23 protein-coding genes are annotated in these 26366 nt (G+C 70.7%); 12 read left to right on the plus strand and 11 right to left on the minus strand.

Going from position 1 to position 26366, the window contains the following annotated elements; genetic code table 11:
• Positions 1-103: 103 nt before the first annotated feature.
• Positions 104-769, minus strand: a complete 666-nt coding sequence (locus tag IF17_RS0106885) for a cation efflux transmembrane domain-containing protein (RefSeq protein ID WP_030563194.1) — start codon at positions 767-769, stop codon at positions 104-106.
• A gap of 3 nt (positions 770-772) precedes the next feature.
• Complete coding sequence (locus IF17_RS0106890) at positions 773-1108, minus strand: ArsR/SmtB family transcription factor (RefSeq protein WP_030563196.1); 336 nt, start codon at positions 1106-1108, stop codon at positions 773-775.
• 127 nt (positions 1109-1235) lie between these two features.
• Between IF17_RS0106890 and IF17_RS0106895 the strand changes: the two genes are divergently transcribed.
• Complete coding sequence (locus tag IF17_RS0106895; protein WP_030563198.1) at positions 1236-1919, plus strand: GntR family transcriptional regulator; 684 nt, start codon at positions 1236-1238, stop codon at positions 1917-1919.
• Positions 1916-3223, plus strand: coding sequence for an MFS transporter (locus IF17_RS0106900; protein WP_030563201.1), 1308 nt, complete (start codon positions 1916-1918; stop codon positions 3221-3223). The genes IF17_RS0106895 and IF17_RS0106900 overlap by 4 nt, the downstream gene beginning before the upstream one ends.
• 82 nt (positions 3224-3305) lie before the next feature.
• Here the strand turns inward: IF17_RS0106900 and IF17_RS0106905 are convergent, their stop codons facing one another.
• A complete protein-coding gene (locus tag IF17_RS0106905) occupies positions 3306-4130 on the minus strand; it encodes a maleylpyruvate isomerase family mycothiol-dependent enzyme (protein ID WP_030563203.1) in 825 nt (274 codons plus the stop codon).
• A 211-nt stretch (positions 4131-4341) separates the two neighbouring features.
• On the opposite strand from IF17_RS0106905, the gene IF17_RS0106910 reads away from it, so the two are divergent.
• Positions 4342-5136: a carbon-nitrogen family hydrolase gene (locus IF17_RS0106910; protein ID WP_030563205.1), complete on the plus strand. Its 795-nt coding sequence runs from the start codon at positions 4342-4344 to the stop codon at positions 5134-5136.
• A 91-nt stretch (positions 5137-5227) separates the two neighbouring features.
• On the opposite strand, the gene IF17_RS0106915 is transcribed toward IF17_RS0106910, so the two are convergent.
• Positions 5228-5719 (minus strand): LURP-one-related/scramblase family protein, encoded by a 492-nt coding sequence (locus IF17_RS0106915; protein WP_030563207.1) that lies wholly within the window; start codon positions 5717-5719, stop codon positions 5228-5230.
• Between the two features lie 64 nt (positions 5720-5783).
• On the opposite strand from IF17_RS0106915, the gene IF17_RS0106920 reads away from it, so the two are divergent.
• On the plus strand, positions 5784-7601 hold the full coding sequence (locus tag IF17_RS0106920; protein WP_030563208.1) for an NHL domain-containing thioredoxin family protein: 1818 nt from the start codon (positions 5784-5786) through the stop codon (positions 7599-7601).
• 49 nt (positions 7602-7650) lie between these two features.
• On the opposite strand, the gene IF17_RS0106925 is transcribed toward IF17_RS0106920, so the two are convergent.
• The 4 genes from IF17_RS0106925 to IF17_RS0106940 form a co-directional block, all read right to left on the minus strand.
• Positions 7651-7872 (minus strand): DUF6458 family protein, encoded by a 222-nt coding sequence (locus IF17_RS0106925; RefSeq protein WP_030563210.1) that lies wholly within the window; start codon positions 7870-7872, stop codon positions 7651-7653.
• A gap of 102 nt (positions 7873-7974) precedes the next feature.
• Positions 7975-9273 carry a M18 family aminopeptidase gene (locus IF17_RS0106930; RefSeq protein WP_030563212.1) on the minus strand — a complete coding sequence of 433 codons (1299 nt, stop codon included), beginning with the start codon at positions 9271-9273 and terminating at the stop codon, positions 7975-7977.
• Between the two features lie 66 nt (positions 9274-9339).
• Positions 9340-9966: a Uma2 family endonuclease gene (locus IF17_RS0106935; protein ID WP_030563214.1), complete on the minus strand. Its 627-nt coding sequence runs from the start codon at positions 9964-9966 to the stop codon at positions 9340-9342.
• Positions 9967-10075: 109 nt separating this feature from the next.
• A complete protein-coding gene (locus tag IF17_RS0106940; protein ID WP_030563216.1) occupies positions 10076-11902 on the minus strand; it encodes an acyl-CoA dehydrogenase in 1827 nt (608 codons plus the stop codon).
• A 203-nt stretch (positions 11903-12105) separates the two neighbouring features.
• Here IF17_RS0106940 and IF17_RS0106945 point away from each other — a divergent pair, with 203 nt between their 5' ends.
• From IF17_RS0106945 to IF17_RS0106955, 3 genes are all read left to right on the plus strand, one after another.
• A complete protein-coding gene (locus tag IF17_RS0106945) occupies positions 12106-12564 on the plus strand; it encodes an SseB family protein (protein ID WP_015609740.1) in 459 nt (152 codons plus the stop codon).
• A gap of 199 nt (positions 12565-12763) precedes the next feature.
• A complete protein-coding gene (locus IF17_RS0106950; RefSeq protein ID WP_030563218.1) occupies positions 12764-13720 on the plus strand; it encodes a pirin family protein in 957 nt (318 codons plus the stop codon).
• A 101-nt stretch (positions 13721-13821) separates the two neighbouring features.
• Positions 13822-14934, plus strand: coding sequence for an AI-2E family transporter (locus IF17_RS0106955; protein WP_030563220.1), 1113 nt, complete (start codon positions 13822-13824; stop codon positions 14932-14934).
• Between the two features lie 58 nt (positions 14935-14992).
• Here the strand turns inward: IF17_RS0106955 and IF17_RS0106960 are convergent, their stop codons facing one another.
• Positions 14993-17101, minus strand: a complete 2109-nt coding sequence (locus IF17_RS0106960; protein WP_030563222.1) for an ATP-binding SpoIIE family protein phosphatase — start codon at positions 17099-17101, stop codon at positions 14993-14995.
• 163 nt (positions 17102-17264) lie between these two features.
• Between IF17_RS0106960 and aspS the strand changes: the two genes are divergently transcribed.
• The 3 genes from aspS to IF17_RS0106975 all read left to right on the plus strand — a co-directional run bounded on the left by aspS (position 17265) and on the right by IF17_RS0106975 (position 20801).
• Positions 17265-19064, plus strand: a complete 1800-nt coding sequence (gene aspS / locus IF17_RS0106965; RefSeq protein WP_030563224.1) for an aspartate--tRNA ligase — start codon at positions 17265-17267, stop codon at positions 19062-19064.
• 270 nt (positions 19065-19334) lie between these two features.
• Complete coding sequence (locus IF17_RS0106970) at positions 19335-20129, plus strand: L,D-transpeptidase family protein (RefSeq protein ID WP_030563226.1); 795 nt, start codon at positions 19335-19337, stop codon at positions 20127-20129.
• A gap of 153 nt (positions 20130-20282) precedes the next feature.
• A complete protein-coding gene (locus tag IF17_RS0106975) occupies positions 20283-20801 on the plus strand; it encodes a Uma2 family endonuclease (RefSeq protein WP_078615818.1) in 519 nt (172 codons plus the stop codon).
• A gap of 72 nt (positions 20802-20873) precedes the next feature.
• Here IF17_RS0106975 and metG read toward each other — a convergent pair whose 3' ends face one another.
• Positions 20874-22487 (minus strand): methionine--tRNA ligase, encoded by a 1614-nt coding sequence (gene metG / locus IF17_RS0106980; RefSeq protein ID WP_030563230.1) that lies wholly within the window; start codon positions 22485-22487, stop codon positions 20874-20876.
• A gap of 170 nt (positions 22488-22657) precedes the next feature.
• On the opposite strand from metG, the gene IF17_RS0106985 reads away from it, so the two are divergent.
• Together IF17_RS0106985 and IF17_RS0106990 are read left to right on the plus strand one after the other, a co-directional pair.
• Positions 22658-23311: a response regulator transcription factor gene (locus tag IF17_RS0106985; RefSeq protein ID WP_026241818.1), complete on the plus strand. Its 654-nt coding sequence runs from the start codon at positions 22658-22660 to the stop codon at positions 23309-23311.
• Positions 23308-24588, plus strand: coding sequence for a sensor histidine kinase (locus IF17_RS0106990; protein ID WP_030563232.1), 1281 nt, complete (start codon positions 23308-23310; stop codon positions 24586-24588). Before IF17_RS0106985 ends, IF17_RS0106990 begins: the two co-directional genes overlap by 4 nt.
• On the opposite strand, the gene IF17_RS0106995 is transcribed toward IF17_RS0106990, so the two are convergent.
• Positions 24522-26189, minus strand: coding sequence for a VWA domain-containing protein (locus tag IF17_RS0106995; RefSeq protein WP_078615820.1), 1668 nt, complete (start codon positions 26187-26189; stop codon positions 24522-24524). The two genes, IF17_RS0106990 and IF17_RS0106995, sit on opposite strands and share 67 nt — an antisense overlap.
• Positions 26190-26366 lie beyond the last annotated feature (177 nt).

Consider the following 26366-nt stretch of genomic DNA (forward strand, 5'->3'; position numbering starts at 1 on the left):
GGTGCCGCTCGGTGGTGAGACGTCTGGGACGGGCCAATGGATGCGCTCCCGAACGGGTGAATTTGCACAGACTTGACCTTGGTCCGGATCGCCGGGTCGCGCGTCAGGGGCAGGCCGTCCCGCCCGCGCCGGCCGCCGGGGCGCAACATCCCCTGCCCCGCCAGGCGTCGCGGCCCTCCTTGACCGCGATGACGGCGATGGCGAGAGCGGCGACGGGGTCGGCCCAGGACCAGCCGAGCAGGGCGTTGAGGAGCAGGCCGACCAGGAGGACGGCGGAGAGGTAGGTGCACAGGAGGGTCTGCTTGGCGTCCGCGACGGCCGAGGCGGAACCGAGTTCGCGGCCCGCCCGGCGCTGCGCGGCCGACAGGAACGGCATGATCGCCAGTGAAAGCGCGGCGAGCGCGATGCCGGTGACGGAGCGTTCGGCCTCGCCGTCGCCCGCCAGCGCCCGGACCGCGTCGACGGAGACGTACGCGGCGAGCGCGAAGAACGAGACGGCGATGATCCGCAGGGCGGCCTTCTCCCTGGCCTCACGCACGGCGTGGTCACGGGCGGAGAACTGCCAGGCGACGGCGGTGGCGGAGGAGACCTCGACGACGGAGTCCAGGCCGAAGCCGACCAGGGCGCTGGAGGAGGCGATCGTTCCGGCGGTGAGGGCGACGGCGGCCTCGATGACGTTGTAGGCGATGGTCGCCGCGACCAGCAGCCGTATGCGGCGGGTGAGCGCGTCACGGCGGGCCGGGGAGGGGCCGAGGGATAGCGCGGTCATGGGTCAGCAGCACCCGTCCGTCTCGGCGTTCGGGCAGGTCCGGTCGGTCTCCACGGCCACCACGGCGGTGCGCAGGTTGTCCAGGGCGTCGCCGAGGCGCTCGTCGGCCAGCTCGTACCGCGTCCGGCGGCCGTCCGGCACGGTGACGACCAGCCCGCAGTCGCGCAGGCAGGCCAGGTGGTTGGAGAGCCGGGTGCGCGAGATGCCCAGGGCGTCGGCGAGATCGGAGGGGTACGCGGGGGCCTCGCGGAGCGCGAGCAGCAGGCGGCAGCGGATCGGGTCGGCGAGCGCACGGCCGAACCGCGCGAGCACCTCGATGTCGGAAGCGACAGTCAGCATGCGCTTGACGGTACAGCCCATCGTGAATTCAGGGAAGCCTGAACCGTATGGTGATGGATGGCTGGCCCCGGGTCCAGAATCCGGACGCCCCTCCTCCATGCGTGCATGTTGTATCTATGCTGTGCGCATGCCTGCCGCACCCTCCGCCGCCACCCAGCCGCCGACCGTCTCCCTCAAGCAGCCGCCCGCTGCCGAGCGCGTCTACGCGCACATCAAGGACGCCGTCCTGGACCGTCGCTACGAGGGCGGGACGCTGCTCACCGAAGGGGGCCTCGCGGACGCGGTGGGGGTGTCGCGGACGCCGGTGCGGGAGGCGTTGCTGCGGCTGGAGGTCGAGGGGCTGATCAAGCTCTACCCGAAGAAGGGCGCCCTCGTGCTCGCCGTCTCCGCGCAGGAGATCAAGGACGTGGTGGAGACCCGGCTGCTGGTGGAGGAGTTCGCGGCGCGTAAAGCTGTTCCCGCGTCACCTCAGTTGATCGCGCGGCTCGAACAGCTCCTTGAGGAGCAACGGCAGCTGGCCGAGGTGGGGGACCTGGCGGAAGTGGCCGTCAAGGACCGGTGTTTCCATGCCGAGATCGTCAAGAACGCGGGGAATGAGATTCTTTCGCGTCTCTACGACCAACTGCGCGACCGCCAGCTGCGGATGGGCGTCGCGGTGATGGAGGCTCACCCCGGCAGGATCGAGGCCAACATCACCGAGCACAGCGAGCTGCTGGAGGCGATCCGGGGCGGGGACGCCGATGAGGCCGCGCAGGTCGTCCGACGCCACGTCAGCCGCGTGCGGGTGCTGGTCAGGGGTGAGGACCGGTGAGTTCGGCCGCCCCCACGCTCTCCCTGCCCGGCGATCCACCCGGGGGGCGGCGTGCCGCCTGGGTGTGGGGCATCGGCGTCGCCGTCTACTTCGTCGCCATCATCTTCCGTACGAGCCTGGGCGTGGCCGGTCTCGACGCCGCCGACCGGTTCGACGTCAACGCCTCCGCCCTGTCGACGTTCTCCATCCTCCAGCTCCTCGTCTACGCGGGCATGCAGATACCCGTAGGGCTGATGGTCGACCGGCTCGGCACCAAGCGGGTCCTCACCATCGGGGCCGTCCTGTTCACGGTCGGCCAGCTCGGGTTCGCGCTCTCGCCGTCGTACGGGATGGCGCTCGCCGCCCGCGCCCTGCTCGGCTGCGGTGACGCGATGACCTTCATCAGCGTGCTGCGGCTCGGCAGCCGTTGGTTCCCCGCCCGGCGCGGGCCGCTGATCGGCCAGGTCGCCGCGCTGTTCGGGATGGCGGGCAACCTCGTCTCGACCCTCTTCATCGCCCGGGCCCTGCACAGCTTCGGCTGGACGACGACCTTCGTCGGCAGTGCACTGGCGGGGGTCGTCGTGCTCGTCCCGCTCCTGCTGTTCCTGAAGGATCACCCCGAAGGCCATGAGCCGCCGCCCGCCGAGCATGCGGGCGGTGCGTACGTTCGCAAGCAGATCGCCGCCGCCTGGCGGGAACCGGGGACCCGGCTCGGGATGTGGGTGCACTTCACCACCCAGTTCCCGGCGATGGTGTTCCTGCTCCTCTGGGGGATGCCGTTCCTCGTCGAGGCGCAAGGGCTGAGCCGGGGGACGGCGGGCACGCTGCTGACCCTGGTAGTGCTCTCCAACATGGTGGTGGGGCTCGTCTACGGGCAGATCATCGCCCGCCACCACGAGGCGCGGGCCCCCATCGCGCTGGGCACGGTCGGGACCACCGCCCTCCTCTGGGCCTGCGCGATCTTCTATCCGGCTGCTCACACCCCGATGTGGCTGCTGACCGTCCTGTGCGTGGTGCTGGGCGCCTGCGGCCCCGCCTCGATGGTCGGCTTCGACTTCGCCCGGCCCGCCAATCCGCCGGAGCGGCAGGGCACCGCGTCGGGGATCGTCAACATGGGCGGGTTCATCGCCTCCATGACGACGCTGTTCGCCGTGGGGGTGCTGCTGGACGCCACGGGCGGCAACTACCGGGTCGCCTTCGCCTCGGTCTTCGTCCTGGAGGCGCTCGGCGTCGCCCAGATCCTACGGCTGCGCCGCCGGGCGGCGCTGAGGGAACGCGACCACCATGTGGTCAGCCGGGTGGAGGCCGTGCACGTACCCGCGTGACCCGCGCGGCCATGCGCTCGGCGGCGCGCCCGCCCGCCCGCGCTCGTGGACTCCGGGGCGGGCGCCGCCGAGAAAGCGGGAACTACGGGGTGACGGCGAAGTGGTCCAGGATCGCCGTGGCCAGCTCTTGGTCACCCTCGGCCTTGATCCGGTCGGCCACCGCTGCCGGACGGACCCGGCCGCAGGCGAGGCGTACGTACGTCTCCCAGTCCATCGAGAGCGTCACGGCCGGGCCCAGCGACGGGGAACCGTCTATCGAGCCGCGGCCCTCCGCGTCGACCCGTACCGTCCGCAGGAACTCCACCGGGCCGTGCACGTCCAGCACCACGGCCGAGTTGGCCGGCGCGCCCGCGTCCTTGGCGACCACCTTCGGCAGCGCGGCGAGGAGGACATCCCGGGTGATGTGCGCGCCGGGGGAGTCCAGGTTGCCCGGCTGGCCGAGCGTCGCCCGCAGGTCCTGCTCATGCACCCAGACGTCGAAGGCCCTCATGTTGAGCGCCACTTCGAGGGTCTGCTCGGCGCCGAGCGGCGCGCGGACCGTGGTCTCGGGGGAGCGGGACTCGTTGCGGAGCTGCCGGGCGCGGCGGATGAGGACGTACTCCAGCTCGGACGTCATCTCCGGAGCGGTGTGGTGGCGCCGGACGTCGACCTGCATCTCCATGTAGCGGGCGAAGTCGCTCCGTACGTGGTAGAGATCGCGCGGCAGCGTATGGATGGGCCGCGGGTCGCCGAGCATCTCGCACTCCATGCCGATGACGTGCGACACGATGTCCCGCACCGACCATCCGGGGCACGGCGTGCGGCGATTCCACTCCCCCTCCGCGAGTGGCTTGACCAGGTCGGCTATCGCTTCGATGGAGTGGGTCGCGGAGTCGGCGTAGGTCTGGAGGCTGGGATGGACGGTCACGGGACCCCTCGGCGGTTCTTCGGTGCATGGGCTGGAGAGCAGGGTGCGCCGGCGGGCGGGCCGGCACGGACGACGCTGTCGTGGGCTGCGGGCTGCGGGCTACGTGGAGGTTCAGTCGCCTAAGTTACGCTGCGAGCAGGCACCCCGGCAGTGCTTTCGTGTGACGATCGTAGGCCCGTGTTGACGGCTTGAATGCCAGGACGGTGGTAGTGTGCGCGCCTCCCTCATCCAGATCGCAGTAGACCCGGACGAATCCGTCGAGGCCCGCCGCGAGCGGGCGGCCTCTCTGGTGGTCGCCCAGCGCGGCTCCGACCTGGTGGTCCTTCCTGAACTCTGGCCGGTCGGGGCGTTCGCCTACACCGTCTTCGAGCAGGAGGCCGAGCCGCTCCAGGGTCCCACCCACGACGTGATGGCGAAGGCGGCCGCCGAGGCGGGCGTCTGGCTGCACGCGGGCTCGTTCGTCGAGCGTGCGCCGGACGGCACCCTCTACAACACCGCGCTCGTCTTCTCGCCCGACGGTCAGCGCGCGGCCGTCTACCGCAAGATCCACCGCTTCGGCTTCGACAAGGGCGAGGCGGTGATGATGGGCGCCGGCGAGGAGCTGGTGACCGTCGCCCTGCCGGAGACCACGCTGGGCCTGGCCACCTGTTACGACCTGCGCTTCCCGGAGCAGTTCCGAGGGCTCGTCGACGCGGGCGCCGAGACCCTCGTCGTGTCGGCGGGCTGGCCCGAGCGCCGTCGCGCGCACTGGACGCTCCTCGCCCAGGCCCGGGCCGTCGAGAACCAGGCGTACGTCCTCGCCCTCGGCACGGCCGGCACGCACGCCGACGTTCCGCAGGCCGGGCACAGCATCGTCGTCGACCCCTGGGGCGAGGTGCTCGCCGAGGCAGGGGCGGACGAGGAGATCCTGACCGTGGAGTTCGACCCGGCGAAGGTGGGCGCCACGAGGGAGCAGTTCCCGGCGCTGAAGGACCGGCGCCTGGGGCTCGCGCCGCCGAGCATCTGAGCGCCGTTCGTTGTTTCACGTGAAACGCCCTGTTTCACGTGAAACAGCGCACCTCACGTGAAACGGCGAACTTCCGTGCACGGCAAGGCGATCAGCCCTCCTTCTCCTTGTCAGCCAGCACGATCACGCACATCGACACAGCGATCAGCAGCGCGACGTCCGCGTCCTCCCGGACCACGTCGATGCCGTACGTGTCCCGGATCGTCAGCCAGCGCCGCGAGACCTGGGCCAGCAGCTCACCGTCGTACTCGATGGCGAACTCGCGGTCCAGGATCTTGCCGCTGACGTCCATCTCCGTCCCGTCCACCAGGGCCACCCGGTAGTGGTTGCGGAGCAGCGACAGCCGCTTGCGCTTGACCTTGGCCAGCTCCTCGCCGCCGCGCTCGATGAGCATGGTGTCGCGGAGGCTGATCAGCTTCTGCCGCAGCTCGACCAGCACCCGCCCGTCGGCGTCCTTCAACTCGAAGGTGTCCCGCAGCCGCATCGCCTTGCCGTCGACCAGGAAGACCTTGCGGCCCTCGGTGTCCTCGATCCAGTAGTCGTCACCGATGGCGAACAGCCGCTCACGCACGAGAAGTCTCATGCGACACAGGTTCCCCCGGCCCCCTGCGGAATGCGCGCAGGCGGGGTCGGTGTTGACTGGTGGCATGGCATCACGTGCACGTGTCCGCGCCCCCGAACTCATCGGCAAGGGCGGCTGGCTCAATACAGGCGACCGGCAGTACACCCTCTCCGAACTGCGAGGACGCATCGTCATCCTCGACTTCTGGACGTTCTGCTGTGTGAACTGCCTGCATGTCCTGGATGAGCTGCGGGAGCTGGAGGAGAAGCACCGCGACACCGTGGTGATCATCGGGGTCCACTCGCCGAAGTTCGTCCACGAGGCCGAGCACCAGGCCGTCGTCGACGCCGTCGAGCGGTACGAGGTCCACCACCCGGTGCTCGACGATCCCGAGCTGGCCACCTGGAAGCAGTACGCCGTACGGGCCTGGCCGACGCTCGTCGTCATCGACCCCGAGGGCTATGTCGTCGCCCAGCACGCGGGCGAGGGCCACGCCCACGCCATCGAGAAGCTGGTCGAGGAGCTGGAGGCCGAGCACGGGGCCAAGGGCACGCTCCGCCGGGGCGACGGCCCGTACGTGGCGCCCGAACCGGTCGCCACGCATCTGCGCTTCCCGGGCAAGGTGCTGCTGCTGCCCGACGGCGGCTTCCTGGTCTCCGACACCACCCGGCACCGCCTGGTAGAGCTGGAGGCGGACGGCGAGACCGTACGGCGCCACTTCGGCACCGGCGAGCGAGGGCTGCACGACGGCGGTCCGGAGGAGGCCCGGTTCAGTGAGCCGCAGGGGCTCGCCGTGCTTCCGGACGGCCGCATCGCTGTCGCGGACACCGTCAACCACGCCATCCGCGCCCTGGACCTCACGACCGGGGTGACCAGCACCCTCGCCGGGACCGGCCGCCAGTGGTGGCAGGGGACCCCGACCAGCGGCCCGGCGCGTGAGGTGGACCTCTCCTCGCCGTGGGACCTGGCCTGGTTCGGTGACCGGCTGTGGATCGCCATGGCGGGTGTGCACCAGCTGTGGACGTACGACCCCGAGAACGGGACCGTACGGGTCGCCGCCGGGACCACCAACGAGGGTCTGGTCGACGGGCCGGCCGCCGAGGCCTGGTTCGCGCAGCCGTCCGGGCTCGCGGTCTCCGCCGACGGCGAGCGGCTCTGGGTCGCCGACTCCGAGACCTCGGCCCTGCGGTGGGTCGACCGGGAGGAGCACGTGCACACCGCCGTCGGTACCGGCCTCTTCGACTTCGGGCACCGCGACGGGGCCGCCGCCCAGGCCCTCCTCCAGCACCCGATCGGCGTGACCGCGCTGCCCGACGGGTCCGTGGCGGTCTCGGACACGTACAACCATGCCCTGCGCCGCTACGACCCCGCCACCGACGAGGTCACCACGCTCGCCACCGACGTCCGCGAGCCCAGCGACGCCGTGCTGGTCGACGGCGACCTGGTCGTCGTCGAGTCCGCCCGCCACCGCCTCACCCGCCTCCGGCTGCCCGAGGAGGCCGTACGCGTCGCCGAGCAGGCGCACCGCACCCAGCGCGCCGCCACCGAGATCGCCCCGGGCACCCTCCGCCTCGACGTGGTCTTCCAGGCACCGGCGGGCCAGAAGCTGGACACCCGGTACGGGCCCTCGACCCGGCTGCTGGTCTCCGCCACCCCGCCCGAGCTGCTGGCCGAGGGCTCCGGCGCGGGCACGGACCTCGGGCGCGACCTGGTCCTCGCGGACGGGGTCACCGAAGGCGTGCTGCACGTCTCCGCGATGGCGGCGTCCTGCGACGACGACCCGGCCAACGAGTACCCGGCCTGCCACGTCCACCAACAGGACTGGGGCGTCCCCGTCCGCGTGAGTGCGGAGGGAACGCCCCGGCTGCCGTTGGTGCTGGCGGGGATGGACGAGCAGGGCTGACGGCGTATCGAGCGAGGGGCGGGCAAGGCATGAGCCTTGCCCGCCTCGGTCAGTGGTAGCGCTGCTCGTCGTCCTGGACGACCGTGGTGGTGGGCGGCACGACCATGCGCCGACGGCGCGCGATGCTCATATAGACGAAGACCCCGATGAGGCCGACGAGCATCATGATCCAGCCGACCAGGTCGACATTGACGGTGTCCACCTTCCAGTCGGTCGCGAACGCCAGGATCGCGCCACCACCGATCAGAAGAATGCATCCTCCGAGTCCCATGATTCCCGCCTCCTCGACGATCCGGTGTATCCGGACCGGTGTACGGGTCGGGTACCCGGCCCGGCAACAACCATGTGCGAGGCGGAGGTTGAACGCGGGGTGTCAGTCCGTCAGGAACGCCGTCAGCGCGTTGGCCAGCAGATACGGGTCGTCGGCGCCGCACAGTTCACGCGCGCTGTGCATGGAGAGGATCGCGACCCCGATGTCCACGGTCATGATGCCGTGCCGGGCCGCGGTGATCGGGCCGATCGTCGTGCCGCAGGGCATCGAGTTGTTGGAGACGAACGTCTGCCACGGCACGCCCGCCTTCTCGCAGGCGGCGGCGAACACCGCGCGGCCGCTGCCGTCGGTGGCGTACCGCATGTTGACGTTGACCTTGAGGATCGGGCCGCCGTTGGCGACCGGGTGGTGCGTCGGGTCGTGCCGCTCGGCGTAGTTGGGGTGCACGGCGTGGCCGGTGTCGGAGGAGAGGCAGACCGTCCCGGCGAAGGCGCGGGCGCGGTCCTCGTACGTACCGCCCCGGGCGAAGACCGAGCGCTCCAGGACCGTGCCCAGCAGCGGCCCGTCGGCCCCGGTGTCGGACTGGGAGCCGTTCTCCTCGTGGTCGAAAGCGGCCAGGACGGGGATGTACGGCAGCTCCTCGTCCGGCTCTCCGGAGACGGCGGCCAGGGCGGCGGTCGCGGCGTGCACGGAGAGGAGGTTGTCCATCCGCGGCCCGGCGACCAGCTCGCGGTCCCGGCCGAGGTAGGACGGCGGCTCGATGGGGTGCGGCATGAGGTCCCAGCCGGTGACGTCCTCCGGGTCGACACCGGCCTCCTCGGCGACGAACCGGATCAGGTCGCCCTCGGCCACCTCGCCGAGGCCCCAGATCGGCTGCATGTGGCGCTGCCGGTCGAGCTTGAGACCGTCGGTGTTGGCCGACCGGTCCAGGTGCACGGCCAGCTGGGGCACCCGCAGCAGCGCCCGGTCGATGTTGACCAGCCGGTCGGTGCCGTCCCGCAGCGAGATCCGGCCGGCCAGGCCCAGGTCCCGGTCGAGCCAGGTGTTCAGCAGCGTGCCGCCGTAGATCTCGACGGCGACCTGCCGCCAGCCGTACGACTCGGTGTCCGGCAGCGGCTTCACCCGCAGGTTCGGGGAGTCGGTGTGCGCGCCGACGATCCGGAACGGGGTGTGCGCGGACGCGCCCTCCGGCACGTACCAGGCGATGATCGCGCCGCCGCGGAGCACATACTTCCCGCCGGCGCTCGCGTCCCAGGCGGCGGTCTCCTCGACCTGACGGAATCCGGCCACCTCCAGCCGGGCGGCCGCGTTGGCCACGGCGTGGTACGGGGACGGGCTCGCCGCCAGGAAGGACATCAGATCATCGGTGTGCGCACGGTCGAACCGGTGGCGAGAACTCATGGTCTTCACTGTATCGAGGGCCCCGAGTCCGGAATCCGGTGACCGGCTGGGCGGCTGCCCCGGAGGCTACAGCTCGTCGATCGCGGTCAGGTCGATGTCGATGTCGTACGGGGCGGAGAGCTTGAGGCGGTCGTGGTGGACGCCGGTGGAGACGTACGTCTTGTTGACCGGGTCGAGTTCGTAGGTGATGACCATGGGGCGGTCGTTCTCGCCGGTCATCTCGACGAGCCAGAAGTGCTTGATGCCCGCCGCCGCGTACTTGTGCGGCTTGGTGTCCCGGTCGCGGTCCTCGGAGTCGGGGGAGACGACCTCGACGGCGAGGAGGACGTCGGTGGCCTGGTAGCGAGTGGTGCGCTGGTCGCCGTCGGCGGCGGCGGTCACCACGAGCAGGTCGGGCTCCGGGACATTGCGCTTGCTGAGCACGACAGCCATCTCGCGGCGCACGCGCAGGTCGTTCGGGATGTGCTGCCGCAGCCCCTGCTCCAGCAGATACATGGCCAGCGTGTGGAACTTCCGCTGCGGACTCACGAAAACCAGGCTCCCGTCGATCAGCTCTGTGTGCGGCGGGAGGTCGTCAAGCGTGAAGAAATCGTCCACGGTGTAGCCGTCCGGTGGCGGGACCGGCCACCCGCGGTTGGAGCGCCGCTGCCGCGACGCTTCGGACTGTGCCTCGGCGGTCATGGTTCCTCCCATGGAAGGGATCCTGGCCCGTGCACTCAGCGTACCCAGCTGATACGACAGCGCCGCCACCCGAACGAATTCCGGATGGCGGCGCGTGTTGACGAAACAGGCGAGCGATTCCTTAGAACGCGGCCTCGTCCAGCTCCATCAGGGAGTTGTCGACGTTCTCGGCGAGCGCGCGCTCGGCCGAGACGCCCGGGAGGATGTTCGCGGCGAAGAACTTCGCGGCGGCGATCTTGCCCTGGTAGAAGGCCACGTCCTTGGCGGAGGCGGTCGGCAGCTTCTCGGCCGCCACGGTCGCGCCCTTGAGGAGCAGGTAGCCGACGACGACATCGCCGGAGGCCATCAGGAGGCGGGTGGTGTTGAGGCCCACCTTGTAGATGTTCTTGACGTCCTCGCCGGTGGCGGTGAGGTCGGTGATCATCGTGCCGACGATCGCCTCCAGGTCCACGGCCGCCTTGGCGAGCGAGTCCAGCGCGGGGGCCAGCTCCTCGTTGCCCTGGGCGCCGGCGAGGAACTTCTTGATCTCCTCGGAGAGCGTGTTGAGCGCGACGCCCTGGTCGCGGACGATCTTCCGGAAGAAGAAGTCCTGGCCCTGGATCGCCGTCGTGCCCTCGTAGAGGGTGTCGATCTTGGCGTCCCGGATGTACTGCTCGACCGGGTACTCCTGGAGGTAACCGGAGCCGCCGAACGTCTGGAGCGACTGCGCCAGCTGCTCGTAGGACTTCTCGGAGCCGTAGCCCTTCACGATCGGGAGCAGCAGGTCGTTGAGGCCGTTCAGCGCCTTGGCGTCCTCGCCCGCGGCCTCCTTCTCCTGGATCGCGTCCTGGACGGTGGCCGTGTACAGCACGAGGGAGCGCATGCCCTCGGCGTACGCCTTCTGCGTCATGAGCGAGCGGCGCACGTCGGGGTGGTGCGTGATGGTGACCTTGGGCGCCGTCTTGTCCATGAACTGCGACAGGTCCGTGCCCTGGACGCGCTCCTTGGCGTACTCCAGCGCGTTCAGGTAGCCCGTGGAGAGGGTGGCGATGGCCTTCGTGCCGACCATCATGCGGGCGAACTCGATGATGCGGAACATCTGGCGGATGCCGTCGTGCTTGTCGCCGATGAGCCAGCCCTTGGCGGGGTGGCGGTCGCCGAAGGTCATCTCGCAGGTGTTGGAGGCCTTGAGGCCCATCTTGTGCTCGACGTTCGTCGCGTACACACCGTTGCGCTCGCCCAGCTCACCGGTGGTCCAGTCGAAGTGGTACTTCGGGACCAGGAAGAGGGAGAGGCCCTTGGTGCCGGGGCCGGCGCCCTCGGGGCGCGCCAGCACGTAGTGGAGGATGTTCTCGGACATGTCGTGCTCGCCCGAGGTGATGAAGCGCTTCACACCCTCGATGTGCCAGGAGCCGTCCTCCTGCTGGACGGCCTTCGTCCGGCCGGCGCCGACGTCGGAGCCGGCGTCCGGCTCGGTCAGCACCATCGTCGAGCCCCACTGCTTCTCGACGGCGATCTCCGCGACCTTCTTCTGCTCCTCGGTGCCCTCCTCGAAGAGGATGCCCGCGAAGGCCGGACCGGAGGAGTACATCCACACGGCCGGGTTGGCGCCGAGCAGCAGCTCCGCGTAGCCCCAGATGAGGGAGCGGGGCGCGGTGGTGCCGCCGATCTCCTCGGGCAGGCCCAGGCGCCAGTACTCCGAGTCCATGAATGACTGGTACGACTTCTTGAAGCTCTCCGGGACCGGCGCGGTGTTGGTCTCCGGGTCGAAGACCGGCGGGTTGCGGTCGGCGTCGGCGAAGGAGTCGGCGAGCTCGTTCTCCGCGAGGCGGACGATCTCTTCCAGGATGCTCTTCGCGGTGTCGACGTCCATCTCCGCGAACGGACCGGTGCCGTACAGCTTGTCGCGCCCGAGGACCTCGAAGAGGTTGAACTCGATGTCGCGGAGATTCGACTTGTAGTGCCCCATGGGAAGGCTCCGTAATCAATAGCAGTGGCGCACAGCGCCCCGGGGAGTGATGCGGGTCGGGCGACAGGCAGGCGGCGGTACAGCGGTACGGCGTTCGGTACAGACAGACGCGGGTGTATCAGCTGACCTCTACGATGATGCTACCCGTCAGTAATAAGGCGCAACCCCTCAAGCCGTAGATGTGTCCGATTACTCTTTGCAGCATGTACGGCTACGACCAGAACCCTGGTGCTCAGCAGCAGATGGGTCAGATGGGCCAGATGGGTGGCGGCTACGGCGAGCAGCCGCTGTATCCCGAGCCCTCTCCGCCCTCCCTGGCCGACGCGGTACGGGCCTTCACCACCGGCTCCCTCTCCGCCGAGGACTTCCAGCAGATCTTCGCCACGTCGAAGGTCTACTGCCCGCGCGGTGACAACCCCGGCTTCCTGGCGCTGCACAACACGCAGCAGCCCGTGATCCCGATGTTCACCACGCTCAAGGAGCTGCGGCTCTATGCGGGCAAGGAGTCCAAGTACTTCGTGATCACCGGCGCCGAGGTGATCGACCTGCTCCCGACGGGATACGGCTTCGTCCTGGACATGGAGGGCGATCACCGGATGGTCTTCGACGCCAAGGCGGTCGAGCAGATGGTCGACTTCGCGATGCGGCGGATGTACGGGTAGGAGTTCCGCGTCCGTGGGTCGCCGACCTGCGGTTTTCTTGTACGGGTCAGGGCCTGCGCCGCTTCCGGTGCGGGCCCTCGCTGTCGTCCGTAACAGCGCCTGTGGGCCCTCCTGGGCGGGCCGGGAATGCCGCACGCCTTGCAGGATGTTCACCATTCAACTAAATTCATTGCAGAAGACTCGCCCGGAGGTGGCTCCCATGCCCGCAGTGACCGTCGACAACCCGCTGACCCTGCCCAAGGTGGCCGCTTCGGGTGACGCCGTGGCCCGCCCCGTGCTCGCCGTCACCACGGCGCCGAGCGGATTCGAGGGCGAGGGCTTCCCCGTCCGCCGCGCGTTCGCGGGGATCAACTACCAGCACCTCGACCCGTTCATCATGATGGACCAGATGGGTGAGGTGGAGTACGCCGCCGGCGAGCCGAAGGGCACGCCCTGGCACCCGCACCGCGGCTTCGAGACGGTCACGTACCTGATCGACGGCTCCTTCATCCACCAGGACTCCAACGGTGGCGGCGGCACCATCGAGAACGGCGACACCCAGTGGATGACCGCCGGATCGGGGCTGCTGCACATCGAGGCGCCGCCGGAGTCGCTCGTGCTGTCCGGCGGGCTCTTCCACGGCCTCCAGCTCTGGGTGAACCTCCCCAAGGCCGACAAGATGATGAACCCGCGCTACCAGGACATCCGCGGCGGCGAGGTGCAGCTCCTCACCTCCCCGGACGGCGGTGCGCTGCTCCGGGTCATCGCCGGTGAGCTCGACGGGCACCAGGGCCCCGGCATCACCCACACCCCGATCACGATGATCCACGCCACCGTCCGGCCCGGCGCCGAGGTGACCCTGCCCTGGCGCGAGGACTTCAACGGGCTCGCGTACGTCCTGGCCGGGCGCGGCTCGGTCGGTGAGGAGCGCCGGCCCATCCGCCTCGGGCAGACCGCGGTGTTCGGCAGCGGCGGCTCGCTGACCGTCCGCGCGGACGAGAAGCAGGACGGGAACACCCCGGACCTGGAGATCGTCCTCCTGGGCGGCCGTCCGATCCGGGAGCCGATGGCGCACTACGGGCCGTTCGTGATGAACAGTCAGGCCGAGCTGAAGCAGGCCTTCGAGGACTTCCAGGCCGGCCGTCTCGGCACGGTCCCGGCGGTCCACGGCATGTGACATCGCGGCGTACGGTCCGCCCGGCGTCCTTTATGACGCCCCGTCACCCGTACGGTGGCGGTGGGCGGGCCCGGCCCCGTGCACCGTGATCGGGTGGGAGGGTGTCTGCTTCCAAGCCCCTCCTGCCCGACGGCGCCCGCCGTGCGGCCGCCTGGTGCGGTGTCGTCCTGCTGGTCGCGGGGGTGGCCGCCGTCGCGATCTGGCTGGTCGTCGCGCTCAAGACCGCCGTCACACCGGTGCTGCTCGCCCTCCTCGGCACCGCGCTGCTCGGCCCCGTACACCGCTGGCTCATCGCCCGCCGGCTCAACCGGTCGCTGGCCGCCGGTCTGACCTGCGCGGCGCTCGTCGCGGTGGTGGGCGGCGCCGGGTACATCGTGGTCACCGCCCTCGTCGACTCCGGCGACCAGATCGTCCGCTCCCTGAAGGACGCCGGACAGTGGGTCATCGACCACCTCGACATCGGCGGCAACACCGACGTCGACAGCCTCGCCGAGAACGCCAGGAACCTGGTCGAGAAGTTCGGCGCGAGCGCCGCGGGGGGCCTGCTCAGCGGGATCAGCCTGGTCGGCACGCTGGTGGCGACCAGCGTCCTGGCGCTCCTGCTGACCTTCTTCTTCCTCCGCGACTCCGACCGGGCGGTGGACCTCGCGCACGCGGTGGCCCCGCGCGGCACCGGTGACCTGGTGGAGGCGATGGGGCGCCGGGCCTTCGAGGCCGTCGAGGGCTTCATGCGCGGCACCACGTTCATCGCGCTGATCGACGCCGTGTGCATCACGGTGGGCCTGCTGATCCTGGATGTGCCGGGGGCGGTGGGGCTGGGCGCGCTGGTCTTCGTCGGCGCCTACATCCCGTACCTCGGGGCCTTCCTCTCCGGCGCCGTCGCCGTCCTGGTCGCGCTGGCCGACCGGGGGTTCGTGATCGCGCTGTGGGCGCTGGGGGTGGTGCTCGCGGTCCAGGTGCTGGAGGGCCATGTGCTCCAGCCGGTGATCCAGAGCCGTACGGTGCAGATGCACCCCGCGATGATCATGATCGCGCTGACGGCGGGAGCGAGCGTGGCCGGCCTGATGGGCATGCTGCTCGCCGTCCCGATGTGCGCGGCGGCGTTCGGCGTCCTGGGCGAGCTGCGCCGGCGTTCCGGGGACGGTGGTCCCTCCAGCCCGCCGGCCGACAACCCCAGCCCGTCCGGCGGCAACCCCAGCCCGTCCGGCGTTTGAGGACGGAACCCTCACCAAGGGGACCCCGCACGCCCGGAGCCCCCGCACCACCACGGGCCTACACCCCCGCCCCACCCCCCTCGTACAGCTCGAACCAGATCGACTTCCCCTCCCCCCGCGGATCCACCCCCCACGCGTCCGCCAGCATCTCCATCAGCACCAGCCCCCGCCCGCTGGACGCCATCTCCCCCGGCCTCCGCTTGTGCGGCAGCTCGTCGCTCGCGTCGGCCACCTCCACCCGCAGCCGCCGCTCCCCCCGCTCCCCGGAGACCTCCGCCGCCATCAGCGCGTCGCCGTCCGTGTGGACCAGCACGTTGGTGGCCATCTCCGAGATCATCAGGACCGCCGAGTCGACCTGCTCGGGGTCCTTCCAGTCGTGCAGCAGCTCCCGTACGAGCTGGCGGCCCACCGAGATCCGCTCGGGCTCGGCCTGCGCGATCGTCATGACGCTCCGGCGCGCCGGCGTCTGCGGCGCCCGCTCGCTCTCCCGCCGCAGCACCAGCACCGCGATGTCGTCCTCGCGGCGGTCGGCGAGCGGTCCGGTCGTGTAGTGCGAGGTCGGCCCGTGGACGGCCTGCACCAGGGCGTCGGCCATCTCCTCCAGGTCCTCGGTGGGCTCCTCCAGGACCGGGCGCAGCCGGGTCCAGCCGGTGGCCATGTCGTGGCCGCCGGTCTCGATGAGGCCGTCCGTGCAGAACATGATCGTTTCGCCTGGTTCCAGGACGACCCGGGTGGTCGGGTAGTCGGAGTCCGTCTCGATGCCCAGCGGCAGCCCGCCCGCCGTCTGGCGGATCACCGCGGTGCCGTCGGCGCTCACCACCACCGGGTCGGGGTGGCCCGCGCGGGCGATGTCCAGGGTCCCGGTCTCCGGGTCCACCTCCGCGTACAGGCAGGTCGCGAAGCGCGGCGCCGAGGGCTCGTCGTCGCCCGTCACGCCCTCGTACGCGTCGGTCAGCCCGGCGAGGAAGCGCGAGGCCCGGGCGAGCACCGCGTCCGGGCGGTGCCCCTCGGAGGCGTACGCGCGCAGGGCGATGCGGAGCTGGCCCATCAGCCCGGCGGCCCGTACGTCATGGCCCTGGACGTCGCCGATGACCAGGGCGATCCGGCCGTTGGGCAGCGGGATCATGTCGTACCAGTCGCCGCCCACCTGGAGCCCGCCGCCGGTCGGCACGTACCGCGCCGCCACCGTCATGCCCGGGATGTCCGGCCCCAGCGTCGGCATCATCGACCGCTGGAGTCCGAGCGAGAGCTCCCGTTCCGTCTCCGCGACCCCGGCCCGGGCCAGCGCCTGGGCGAGCATCCGGGCGACCGTGGAGAGCACCGCGCGCTCGTCGGGCGAGAACCCCACCGGGTGCTGGAACCCGGCCATCCACGCGCCCATCGTGCGGCCGGAGGAGACCAGCGGGAGGTATGCCCAGGACTGCCGACCGAAGCGCCGGGCCAGCGGCCAGGTGGCGGGGTAGCGGCGGCGGTACTCCTCGGGGGAGGGGAGGTAGATCGCGCGGCCGGTGCGGACGACCTCGGCGGCCGGGTAGTCGGTGTCCAGCGGCATGTCGGTGAACGGGTCCTCCTCGCCCGGGCTCTGCCCGTGGTGGCCGATGATCGTCAGCCGCTCCCCGGCGGAGCCGAAGACCGCGAGGCCGTCCGGCGAGAACCCGGGCATGGAGAGGGACGCGGCGACCCGCAGCACCTCCTCCGTGGACCGGGCCTCCGCGAGCGCCCGCCCGGCGTCCAGCAGGAAGGCCTCCCGGGACCTGCGCCAGTCGCCGGTGATCGGTGTGTGGGCGGCGTCCGTGGAGCCCAGCTGCGGTTCGGCGACCTCCTGGAGGGTGCCGATGAGCACGTAGTTCTCCCGGTCCCCTCCCGTCGCGACGACCGGCTTGGAGCGGCTGCGTACGGTACGCAGCACCTTCCCCCGCTCGTCCACGATCCGCAGCCGGGCCTCGGCCAGGGTGCCCTCGGCGACGGCCAGGTTCACGACGCCGTAGATCTCGTTCCAGTCGACCGGGTGGAAACGGGAGCGCACCGCCGCCTCCCGGTAGCTGCCGGGCTCGGCGGGCAGCCCGAGCAGCCGGGCCGCCTCCGCGTCGAGCGTGACCGTGCCGGCGGCGTTGTCCCAGCGCCACAGGCCGGTCGCGATCGCGGCCAGGACTTCCTCGGTGCGCATTGCCCCACTTTAGGAAGATGTGCTCTCCGTACGCCACCGAGAGGACGCCGGGTGCGGGCCCCGGCGGGGTGCGGGCGGGAAAGGGAAATGAAGAGGCCCGGCCCCGGGCGGTAGCCTGGGGAGGCTCAATCCACCCCCAATTGCGAAGACTGGATGAACGACGATGCATCGGTACAGGTCCCACACCTGCGGCGAGCTCCGCGCCTCTGACGTCGGCACCGACGTCCGGCTGAGCGGCTGGCTGCACAATCGCCGAGACCTGGGTGGCATCCTCTTCATCGATCTGCGCGACCACTACGGTCTGGTGCAGCTCGTCGCCCGTCCCGGCACGCCCGGCAACGAGGCCCTGGCGAAGCTGACCAAGGAGACCGTCGTCCGGATCGACGGCAAGGTGTCCGCGCGCGGCGCCGAGAACGTCAACCCGGAGCTGCCGACCGGTGAGATCGAGATCGAGGTCACCGAGGTCGAGGTGCTCGGCGAGGCCGGCCCGCTGCCCTTCACGATCAACACCGAGGACGGCGTCAACGAGGAGCGGCGCCTGGAGTACCGCTTCCTCGACCTGCGCCGCGAGCGCATGCACCGCAACATCCTGCTGCGCTCGGCTGTGATCGCCTCCATCCGCTCCAAGATGGTGGCCCTCGGCTTCAACGAGATGGCGACCCCGATCCTCACCGCGACCTCCCCCGAGGGCGCCCGTGACTTCGTCGTCCCGTCCCGGCTGAACCCCGGCAAGTTCTACGCCCTGCCGCAGGCCCCGCAGCAGTTCAAGCAGCTGCTGATGATCTCGGGCTTCGACCGTTACTTCCAGATCGCGCCCTGCTTCCGCGACGAGGACGCCCGCGCGGACCGCTCGCCGGGCGAGTTCTACCAGCTCGACGTCGAGATGTCGTTCGTCGAGCAGGAGGATGTCTTCCAGCCGATCGAGAAGCTGATGACCGAGCTCTTCACCGAGTTCGGCAACGGCCGCGAGGTCACCTCGCCGTTCCCGCGCATCCCGTTCCGCGAGTCGATGCTGAAGTACGGCAACGACAAGCCGGACCTGCGGGCCAAGCTGGAGCTGGTCGACATCTCGGACGTCTTCGCCGACTCCGGGTTCAAGGCGTTCGCCGGCAAGCACGTCCGCGCGCTGCCCGTCCCGGACACCGCGGGCCAGTCCCGCAAGTTCTTCGACGGCCTCGGTGAGTACGCCGTCGAGCACGGCGCCAAGGGCCTGGCCTGGGTGCGTGTGGGTGAGGACGGCACGCTGGCCGGTCCGATCGCCAAGTTCCTCACCGAGGCCGACGTCAAGACGCTCACCGAGCGCCTCTCGCTGGTCCCGGGCCACGCCGTCTTCTTCGGCGCGGGCGAGTTCGACGAGGTCTCCAAGATCATGTCGGTCGTCCGGGTCGAGGCCGCCAAGCGCGCCGGCCACTTCGAGGAGGGCGTCTTCCGGTTCTGCTGGATCGTCGACTTCCCGATGTACGAGAAGGACGAGGAGACCGGCAAGATCGACTTCTCGCACAACCCCTTCTCGATGCCTCAGGGCGGCCTGGCCGACCTGGAGGAGAAGGACCCGCTGGACATCCTGGCCTGGCAGTACGACATCGTCTGCAACGGCATCGAGCTGTCCTCAGGCGCCATCCGTAACCACGAGCCCGAGCTGATGCTCAAGGCCTTCGAGATCGCCGGTTACGACCGCGAGACCGTCGAGCACGAGTTCGCGGGCATGCTGCGCGCGTTCCGCCTCGGCGCCCCGCCGCACGGTGGCATCGCCCCGGGCGTCGACCGCATCGTGATGCTGCTCGCCGACGAGCCCAACATCCGCGAGACGATCGCCTTCCCGCTCAACGGCAACGCCCAGGACCTGATGATGGGCGCCCCGACCGAGCTGGACGAGTCCCGGCTGCGCGAGCTGAACATCCAGCTGCGGAAGCCGGTCGCCGCGAAGGGTGCGGGCGCGTCGGAGAAGTCCGCCGACAAGTAGTCCGTACGGTCCCGCTCTGCGGATGTTTCACGTGAAACAGCCCCCGATCACCTGATCGGGGGCTGTTTCGTTGCGTTGCCGACCGCGTTGGCCGGGCGACGCGGTACAGCCGGATGGCCCCGGTTCGGATTCGGCGGCGCCGGGTGCGGCAAAGACTGGCACCGAGACACCCCTCTCGTACCGAGACCTTCCCTTTCGTGCCGAGACACCCCTCTCGCGCCGCGTGCCGCCCCGCCACGCCGTCCGCCGTCACCCGAGGAGCCCGCCACCGTGTCCGTCCCGCTCCGCCCGCCCGCCCTGCTCGCCGCACCGCTCCTCGTCCTGGCCCTGCTGCTCACCGGCTGCGCCTCCTCCGGCACCGGCCCCGCGAAGGCTCCCGTGGGCGCCCCGGGGCAGGGCGCCGCGGGCCCGGAGTCCGACGCCGCCTCCGTACTCCGCTCATCGCCCTCCGCCGAGGGGGTGCCGAGCCCCGCGGAGATCCCGGGCCTCGGGCCGCAGACGCGGGCGGAGATCCCCGAGGACGCCCGGCAGGCGTTCGTCGTCACCGGGGAGGACGAGGACGCCAACCGGTCAAGCGCGGTGCTCTACAGCCGCGAGGACCCCACGCAGGGATGGGTCGCCGTCGCCGGTCCGTGGGACGCCCACAACGGCATGGAGGGCTGGACCGACTACCACGTGGCGGGTGACCTGAGGTCCCCCAAGGGCGTCTACTCCCTCACCGACGCGGGCGGCCGCCTCCCCGACCCGGGCGCCCTGCTCCCGTACGACGAGCACCCCCGGTTCGCGGTGGACGGCGAGGGGTTCTACGGGGAGCCGCTGGAGGGCTCCTTCGACTACGTCGTAGCGATCAACTACAACCGCACGGAGGGCGTCACCCCCCTGGACCGTACCCGCCCCCTCGGCCTCGAACGCGGCGGCGGCATCTGGATCCACGTCGACCACGGCGGCCCCACCCAGGGCTGCGTCTCCATCCCGGAGGAGCGCATGGAGGAACTCCTGCGCACCCTGGACCCGGAGATGGACCCGGTGATCGTGATGGGCGATGCGGAGACGCTGGGGCGGTGAGACGTTGATCGGGCGTGCAGGCGGGGGACGTATCCGTACGCTGGGGACGCTTCCGGGTGGCTTGGTGATCCTTCGCAGGAGGGGGTAGCCGTGAGTGTGGCCGAGGGCCGCTTCCTGACGCAGGACGTCTTCGAGGATCTGGCACGTCATGCCATGAGGGTCGAGGAGGCGCCATGGCTGGAGTTCGTGCACGGGAAGCTGGGGGCCAAGGCCACGCCGGACGGGAATCGCGGGCGCGTCATCGCCTGGCTGACGCGCCTGTGCCTGCAGGCGGATCCGAACCGATGGCTCTACGCCTACCAGGGGTTGCGCATCGAGACCGGCCGCGAGGGCAACGCCCGCCCCGACGGTAGCTTCGCCCGCAGCGGGGCCTTCGCGGGCCAAGGCGAATGGGCCAGCCCGGACGGCGTCCTCATGGTCGTCGAGGTCACCTCGTACGACGAGGACACCGATCGCCGCGACCGCGTCGAGAAGCCCGGTGCCTACGCCGAGACCGGCATCCCCGTCTACCTGCTGATCGACCGGGACAGTTGCGAGGTGAAGGTCCACTCGCAGCCCGACGGGGTGCGCTACGAGCAGGTCGTGACGGTGCCGTACGGCAAGACCGTCACGCTGCCGGACCCGGTCGGGATCGAGCTGGACACCGAGCCGCTCAAGAACTGGACACGCTGACCCGACGCCGTACGTGAGGAGCCCGGGACCACTGTTCATGGTCCCGGGCTCCTCACGTACGCACGTCTGCGCCTATGCCGGCTTCTCCTCCAGGCGCGGGAACAGCACCGCGCCCTTCGTCACCGTCGCGCCCGCGGACAGGATGCCCCACGCGCCCGCGTCCTGGACCTTCTGGTCGGCCAGCGCGCCCAGGGACTCCTCGGCGCCCAGGGACTCCCACAGGCTCTGCGAGGTCTCCGGCATCACCGCGTTCAGCAGGACCGCGACCCCGCGCAGCGCCTCGGCGGCCGTGTACAGGATGGTCGCCAGGCGGGCCTGGCCCTCGGGGGTGGTGTCCTTGGCCACCTTCCACGGCTCCTGCTCCGTGATGTAGCCGTTGACCTGCTTCACGAAGTCGAAGATCGCCAGGATGCCGGACTGGAAGTCCAGCTCCTCGCCGATCCTCTGGTCGGCCGTGGCGACGGCCTTCGCCAGGCCCTCCTGCACGGCCCGCTCGGCGTCACCGGCGGCCGTGGCCTCCGGCAGCGCGCCGCCGAAGTACTTGCCGACCATGGCCGCCACGCGCGAGGCGAGGTTGCCGTAGTCGTTGGCCAGCTCGGAGGTGTAGCGGGCGGTGAAGTCCTCCCAGGAGAACGAGCCGTCGCTGCCGTAGGCGATGGCCCGCAGGAAGTACCAGCGGTACGCGTCCACGCCGAAGTGCGAGGTCAGGTCCTGCGGCTTGATGCCGGTCAGGTTGGACTTGGACATCTTCTCGCCGCCGACCATCAGCCAGCCGTTGGCGACGACCTTGCCGGGAAGCGGGAGGCCCTGCGCCATCAGCATCGCGGGCCAGATCACCGTGTGGAAGCGGAGGATGTCCTTGCCGATCAGGTGCACGTCCGCCGGGAACGTACCGTCGAACTTCTCCTGGTTGGCGCCGTAGCCCACGGCCGTCGCGTAGTTCAGGAGCGCGTCGATCCAGACGTAGATGACGTGCTTGTCGTCCCAAGGGACCGGGACGCCCCAGTCGAAGGTGGAGCGCGAGATCGACAGGTCCTGGAGGCCCTGCTCGACGAAGTTCACGATCTCGTTGCGGGCCGACTCGGGCTGGATGAAGCCCGGGTTCGCCGCGTAGAACTCCAGCAGCTTCGGGCCGTACTCGCTCAGCTTGAAGAAGTAGTTCTCCTCCTTGAGGAGCTCCACCGGCTTCTTGTGGATGGGGCAGAGCTTCTGGCCGGCGAACTCGCCCTCGCCGTCGAGCAGATCGCCGGGGAGCTTGTACTCCTCGCAGCCCACGCAGTACGGGCCTTCGTACCCGCCCTTGTAGATCTCGCCCTTGTCGTACAGGTCCTGCACGAACTCCTGCACACGGTCGGTGTGCCGCTTCTCCGTCGTCCGGATGAAGTCGTCGTTCGCGATGTTCAGATGCTCCCAGAGGGGCTTCCACGCCTCTTCCACGAGCTTGTCGCACCAAGCCTGCGGAGTGACGTTGTTCGCCTCGGCCGTGCGCATGATCTTCTGACCGTGCTCGTCCGTGCCGGTGAGGTACCACACCTTCTCGCCACGCTGGCGGTGCCAGCGCGTGAGCACGTCGCCTGCGACGGTCGTGTAGGCGTGGCCCAGGTGAGGAGCGTCGTTGACGTAGTAGATGGGGGTCGAGACGTAGTACGCCGTCGCCCCCTGCTTCTCGGATCCAGTGGCCGCCATGGTCGAAATCCTAACGGTCCGTTGAAGATCCACTCACATCGATAAACCTCGCTCCAGCAGGGCCCGCCGGTGGAGAGCTTTGCGAAACATCCCTTCCCGTAATGGTTCCCCCAGGAAAGTCGCATCCTGGGAGGGAGCGGACAAGCGTGCACGAGGCAGGGGACATCACCATGCGGGTACTGGTCGCCGAGGACGAGGAGATCCTCGCGGAACTGGTCGCGACCGGGTTGCGCCGGGCCGGCTTCGCGGTCGACACCGTCTACAGCGGGGACGCGGCCCTCGCCTACCTCGGGCTGCACGACTACGACGTCGTCGTCCTCGACCGCGACCTCCCGCGCGTCCACGGCGACGACGTGGCCCGCCGCCTGGTCGCCTCCGGCTCCCGCACCCGGATCCTGATGCTGACCGCCTCCGGCTCCATGGAGGACCGGGTCGCCGGGCTCGACCTCGGCGCCGACGATTACGTCAGCAAACCGTTCGAGTTCCCCGAGCTGGTCTCCCGGGTCCGCGCACTGCGCCGCCGCAGCGCCAGACCCGTACCGCCCCAGCTGGAACGGCACGGCATCCGGCTCGACACCGTACGGCGCTCCGCACTCCGCGACGGCCGGGAGCTGGACCTGTCGCCCAAGGAGTTCACCGTGCTGCAACTGCTCCTGGAGGCGGACGGCGGGACGGTCAGCGCGGAGGAGCTGCTGGAGCGGGCCTGGGACGCCAACGCCGATCCGTTCACCGGTGCCGTGCGTGTCTGCATGAGCAAACTCCGTGCCAAGCTCGGTGAGCCCGCCCTGATCCGTACCGTCCAGGGCGTCGGGTACGCCCTGTGAAGGGCCCGGTCCGGTTCCGGTTGCGGTCGCGGTTGCGGCGGCTGGTGGAGGCGTCGACGCTGCCGCACTCGACGATCAGGACGCGCATCGCCCTCGTGTACGGCGGGGTCTTCCTCGTCCTCGGCACGGCCCTGCTCGCCACCGTCAATGTGGCCTCCCGTGCCGGTACGGACTCCGAGGCGCGTGCCATCGCCTCCTCCGTCACCGTCGTTCCGCCCGGGTACACCGTCAACGGTCCGTTCATCGCCCGCAGCTCGGTCGGTGCTCCTACGGCCTACGAACTGACCGACCACGTCAGCGACGCGGCGAGCAAACAGCACATGTACTGGTCCGTCGCCGCGCTCCTCGTGATGACGGCGGGCGCGGTCGGCGTGGGCTGGTGGATCGCGGGCCGGGTGCTGCGGCCCGTGCACGCGATGACGGCGAAGGCCCGCCGGCTCTCGGAGCGGACGCTGCACGAGCGGATCGCCTCCAGCGGCCCTGACGACGAGCTGAAGGAGCTGGGCGAGACGCTGGACGCGCTGCTGGCCCGGCTGGAGAAGGCGTTCGACAGCCAGCGCCGGTTCATCGCCAACGCCTCGCACGAGCTGCGGACCCCGCTCGCCACCCAGCGCGCGGCGATCCAGGTGGGGCTGGACGACCCGACCCCCGAGGACCTCGTCCGCACCCGGCAGACGCTGCTGGACACCAACCGGCGCAGCGAGCGGCTCATAGAGGGGCTGCTCGTGCTGGCCCGCAGCGAACGGGGGCTGGCCGCCGACGAGCGTGAGGACATCCGGTTCGACCGGGTGGTGGCGGAGGAGACGGCCCGGCGGCCTGGAGTGGACGGCCGTCCTCCGGTGAGCGTCGAGGTGGCGGCCTGTCCGGTGCGCGGCAACCGGCTGCTGCTCTCCCAGCTGGTGTCCAACCTGCTCGCCAACGCGGTCACGTACAACGTGCCGGGCGGTTCGGTGGACGTCTCGCTGACCTGTGACGGCGCCCTGGTGGTGCGTAACACCGGCCCGGTGGTCTCCGAGGCCGACATCGCGGGGTTCTTCGAGCCGTTCCGGCGGGGTGAGGGGCGCGACCGGATGGGCCCGGGATCGGGTCTCGGGCTGTCCATCGTGCGGTCCATCGCGGTGGCCCACGGCGGTACGGTCACGGCGGTACCGGGCCCGGGGGGCGGCGGTCTCGCCGTGACCGTACGGCTGCCGGTCGATCAGCCCGTCGCTCAGCCTTCGGAGCGCTCCTCGCGCGTCGCGAGCCAGGCCGGGAGCCCGGCGAGGATCTCGCGGTAGAGCTCGGCGTCCGCGATCTCGCGCGGGGCCGGGCCGGCGTGGAAGAAGGCGGCGTTGGGGGCGCCCAGCTTCCGCAGGAAGTCGAAGCCCTTCCCGTCCTGCTCGCCGAACGCGACGAACTGGAAGAACAGCGGCAGCCGCGCCGCGTCCGCCAGCGCCTGGCGGGCGAGCTGCTTGGTGTCCGGCGGGCCGTCCGTCTGGAAGATCACCAGAGCCGGGCCGGCGTCCTGCGCCTTCTCGTGGTGCGCCACGATCTCCTCGACCGCGCGGTGGTAGTTCGTCCGGCCCAGGCGGCCGAGGCCCGCGTTCAGCTCGTCGACGCGGCCCTCGTGGGCGGCCAGCTCGATCGTGCCGGTGCCGTCGATGTCGGTCGAGAAGAAGACGACGGGCACGGTGGCGTCGGCGTCCAGGTGGGCCGCGAGGGCCACGGCGCGGTCGCCCAGGTGCTGGGCGCTGCCGTCCTTGTAGAACGGCCGCATGGAGCCCGAGCGGTCGAGCACCAGGTAGACGCGGGCGCGGAGGCCGGCCAGCCCGTGCGCCTTGAGCGCCGCCTGCGCCGCCTTGTACGGGGCGACGAGCTGGGGCGCGCGCTGGGTGACCCGGGCGAGGGGGGTGGCGGGCTTGGCGGCGGGCGAGGCCTTGGGGGGCTCGGGGGTGGTGGGGATGGCCGCTGCCGGTTCGGGGGTCGCCTCGGTGGTCGCGGCGGCCTCGTTGACCTCGGTGGGGGCTGCGGCCTTCGGGGCGGCTCCGGCTTCCGGTGCGGGGGCTGCTTCCGCTTCCGGCTTGGCCTCCGGCTCGGCTTCCGGCTTCGGGTCGGCCTGGGCTTCCGGCTCGGCGGCCGGCTCCGGGTCGAGGTCGAAGTCGATCGTGATCGGGGCCGGCTCGGCAGCCGGCTCCACGACCGGGGCCGGTGAGGGCTCCTCCGCCTCGACGACCTCCTCGGCCTTCACCGGCTCCGCGGCGGGCTCCTCCACCGTGACCGGCTCGACCACGGGCTCCGGGACGGCCTCAGTGGCGGCCTCCGCCTTCGGCTCGGCGACGGGCTCGGCGACCTGCTCCGCCTTCGGCTCTGCGACCGGCTCAGTCACGGTCTCCGCGGCGGTCTCCGCCTTCGGCTCGATGTCCGGTTCGTCGACCGGCTCGGCCACGCTCTCCGCGACGGGCTCGGCCACGCTCTCCGCGACCGGCTCGACGACCGGCTCCGCGACCGGCTCCGCCTTCCGCTCCGCGACCGGCTCCGCCTTCCGCTCCGCGACCGGCTCCGCGTCCGGTCCCGAGCTCTGTGCGGGCACGGTCGGCGTGGGAGAGGGCGTCGGGGAGGTGGCCGCCTTGTCGAAGGCCGCGGCCACCAGGTCCGCGGCACCGGCGTCACCGTCGGTGGTCTCCGCGACCGGCGAAGCCGGGGCCGGGATCGACGGCTTCGGCTCCGACGGCTTCGGCTCGGACGCCTCCGTCTCCGACGTGGACCCGGCCGCCGAAGTGGTCGCCGGCTCCGGCTCCGTGGACTGAGTGCGCTCGGCCTGGGGCGGGACGGTGGCCGTGGTCGGCTCGTCCTGCTCCGTGCGGCCGAACACCTTACGCAGCAAGCTCCGAATGCCCATGGGCGAGGCCTTTCGCATGAGTTGGGTGCGGGGAATGTCCGACCTGGGCGATTTCATCCCTGGCCAGGACGGATACGTAAGGTTAGCGGCCGGATCCGGCCGTTCGCCGGTCCGGCCCACCCCTGCGCCAACCGAGCCGAAACCGATCCCGGACCGAGTTCGGCACGGTGTCCGCGT

It is taken from the genome of Streptomyces cyaneofuscatus (assembly GCF_000718135.1).
Classification (GTDB): Bacteria; Actinomycetota; Actinomycetes; order Streptomycetales; family Streptomycetaceae; genus Streptomyces; species Streptomyces cyaneofuscatus.

Coding starts and splice junctions, on each gene's coding strand:
- IF17_RS0106885 (WP_030563194.1), bottom strand. CDS start 769: ATGACCGCGCTATCCCTCGGCCCCTCCCCGGCCCGCCGTGACGCGCTC.
- IF17_RS0106890 (WP_030563196.1), bottom strand. CDS start 1,108: ATGCTGACTGTCGCTTCCGACATCGAGGTGCTCGCGCGGTTCGGCCGT.
- IF17_RS0106895 (WP_030563198.1), top strand. CDS start 1,236: ATGCCTGCCGCACCCTCCGCCGCCACCCAGCCGCCGACCGTCTCCCTC.
- IF17_RS0106915 (WP_030563207.1), bottom strand. CDS start 5,719: ATGAGACTTCTCGTGCGTGAGCGGCTGTTCGCCATCGGTGACGACTAC.
- IF17_RS0106920 (WP_030563208.1), top strand. CDS start 5,784: ATGGCATCACGTGCACGTGTCCGCGCCCCCGAACTCATCGGCAAGGGC.
- IF17_RS0106925 (WP_030563210.1), bottom strand. CDS start 7,872: ATGGGACTCGGAGGATGCATTCTTCTGATCGGTGGTGGCGCGATCCTG.
- IF17_RS0106930 (WP_030563212.1), bottom strand. CDS start 9,273: ATGAGTTCTCGCCACCGGTTCGACCGTGCGCACACCGATGATCTGATG.
- IF17_RS0106935 (WP_030563214.1), bottom strand. CDS start 9,966: ATGGGAGGAACCATGACCGCCGAGGCACAGTCCGAAGCGTCGCGGCAG.
- IF17_RS0106940 (WP_030563216.1), bottom strand. CDS start 11,902: ATGGGGCACTACAAGTCGAATCTCCGCGACATCGAGTTCAACCTCTTC.
- IF17_RS0106945 (WP_015609740.1), top strand. CDS start 12,106: ATGTACGGCTACGACCAGAACCCTGGTGCTCAGCAGCAGATGGGTCAG.
- IF17_RS0106950 (WP_030563218.1), top strand. CDS start 12,764: ATGCCCGCAGTGACCGTCGACAACCCGCTGACCCTGCCCAAGGTGGCC.
- IF17_RS0106960 (WP_030563222.1), bottom strand. CDS start 17,101: ATGCGCACCGAGGAAGTCCTGGCCGCGATCGCGACCGGCCTGTGGCGC.
- aspS (WP_030563224.1), top strand. CDS start 17,265: ATGCATCGGTACAGGTCCCACACCTGCGGCGAGCTCCGCGCCTCTGAC.
- IF17_RS0106975 (WP_078615818.1), top strand. CDS start 20,283: ATGAGGGTCGAGGAGGCGCCATGGCTGGAGTTCGTGCACGGGAAGCTG.
- metG (WP_030563230.1), bottom strand. CDS start 22,487: ATGGCGGCCACTGGATCCGAGAAGCAGGGGGCGACGGCGTACTACGTC.
- IF17_RS0106985 (WP_026241818.1), top strand. CDS start 22,658: ATGCGGGTACTGGTCGCCGAGGACGAGGAGATCCTCGCGGAACTGGTC.
- IF17_RS0106995 (WP_078615820.1), bottom strand. CDS start 26,189: ATGGGCATTCGGAGCTTGCTGCGTAAGGTGTTCGGCCGCACGGAGCAG.